2 protein-coding genes are annotated in these 1,564 nt (G+C 59.1%); one reads left to right on the forward strand and one right to left on the reverse strand.

Features of this window, described 5'->3' with window-relative positions:
- Positions 1-127 precede the first annotated feature (127 nt).
- Positions 128-673, reverse strand: a complete 546-nt coding sequence (locus NZK35_RS34250; RefSeq protein WP_259637026.1) for an STAS domain-containing protein — start codon at positions 671-673, stop codon at positions 128-130.
- Between the two features lie 215 nt (positions 674-888).
- Between NZK35_RS34250 and NZK35_RS34255 the strand changes: the two genes are divergently transcribed.
- The gene (locus tag NZK35_RS34255; RefSeq protein WP_259637027.1) at positions 889-1,476 is read left to right on the forward strand and encodes a hypothetical protein; all 588 of its coding nucleotides are present in this window, start codon (positions 889-891) and stop codon (positions 1,474-1,476) included.
- Positions 1,477-1,564 lie beyond the last annotated feature (88 nt).

A 1,564-nucleotide genomic window follows, 5' to 3' on the forward strand; every position in this document is an offset into this window, starting at 1 on the left:
CTACCGCGACAATGATGGGGACAACTGCGGCACCGCAGGTCATGTTTTGATCGAACGCTCCACCCCTATCTCCCTATCTCCCTGTCTCCCTCACTCCATCTTCTCCAAGGGCCCACCCGCGATGCCATCAGGGCCGCGGCGGCGGCGTGACCACGGCGGTGTCGAACAGACTCGGTTCGTTGGATTCTTCTTGTTCCAAGTCATGGGCAAGCTGCTCGGCGATCCGCTTGAAGATCGATGCCGAAGCACTGGGCAGTTCTCCCAGAGCCTGATGCGTCTCCTGCATGTGTCGGCCGAGTTGTTGCTTACTGAATTCGCCGGGGTCGATCCGCAGAAACGTGCCGGTGGAGCTGGGGGCTTTGGAAAGCAGCGTCAGATATTTGTCGAGAGAGGTCGCGGTCAGCAACCTGGTCCGTGCCGCTTCATCGGCGGCGACGTGAAATCGTTTCTTCGTCCCCAGGCGTTGAAGCTTGAGCAAGCAACCCAAGAAGGTGCTGTCCAGGTATTCGCACCCCAGCAAGTCGACGGTCACCGTGGCAGCGGGATCTTCGACTAGGCATCCCTTGACGAATTCCGCAAACGCCGGGCTGTGGGTCGCCGTCCCCTTTCCCTGAACACGGACCAGAAAACCATTTCTGGTTCGGGAGACACACAGATCGCAGCGCAACGTCATCGGACCCACCTCCGCCAAGGAATCTCAATCGCTCCAGCACAACGAAAGCCTAACAGAGTTTTTTGATCGCAGCAAATTTTGTGAACGGGTGGCGCCACCCGACGAAAATTGCATCGAACGGCTCGTCCACGGCGGCGATCCGCGGGCCACCTCCCTGGCGGTGTTGGCTATGATAGGCCGGAGCGATACCGCCATTTCACCGCAAGGCAGTATGAATGTTGATCGTCTATCTGTTGTGTTTCTGCTTGGTCTCTCTGGCCGCGTCTTGCGCTCTGCCTGCGGAGGTGCGGTCGTTGATCATCGACAACTGTCGGAATTCGCGTGGACGTTTGAAACCACGCTACGTAGCGCGCGAGATGCTTGCCGTCGCCAGGTTTTACGCCCAGATGCTGTTTGCCGCGTCACTGGTCGCTTGCGTCGTCCTGATCGCCGCGGTGTGGATCGACGATTACATCAAGTTGGAGCTCATCGCCGAGGCGCTGGAAAAATTCGAGCCGGACGCTGCGGCATGGGAGGAGAATTTGAAGGCGGGCCCGAATAGCGTCAGCTCGCAATTCACTCAACACCATATGATGCAAGGTGGAACGCAAGCCGGCGCCAAAACACTGATGTGGACGTTGTGGAGACTGGTCCCGGTGGCGACCGTGCTGGTTTTCGCCGGGATGCTGCTTTATCTGCGATTGATGTCGCAAAGTTTTCATCGCGCGCTTCGAGACCTGGTGCGCGAAGAATCGGCGCGAGACTTGAGGCGAATCCGACGTCGCTATTTGCAGAACACGGCTCAGTCGCAGCGACCCGGTTGACGCAGCGACCCGGGCGCGGGACGTCGATCGTCGAAGTGGCGGAGTTGATCGTAGCGGAAGTCGTCAAGACTTTCGCGAGCCGCCGGCC

The sequence above is a fragment of the Stieleria sedimenti genome (genome assembly GCF_025060895.1).
GTDB classification, from domain to species: Bacteria; Planctomycetota; Planctomycetia; order Pirellulales; family Pirellulaceae; genus Stieleria; species Stieleria sedimenti.

Bases quoted from the DNA above. Each gene is read 5' to 3' on its own strand.
- NZK35_RS34250 (WP_259637026.1), bottom strand. From the start codon at position 673: ATGACGTTGCGCTGCGATCTGTGTGTCTCCCGAACCAGAAATGGTTTT.
- NZK35_RS34255 (WP_259637027.1), top strand. From the start codon at position 889: ATGTTGATCGTCTATCTGTTGTGTTTCTGCTTGGTCTCTCTGGCCGCG.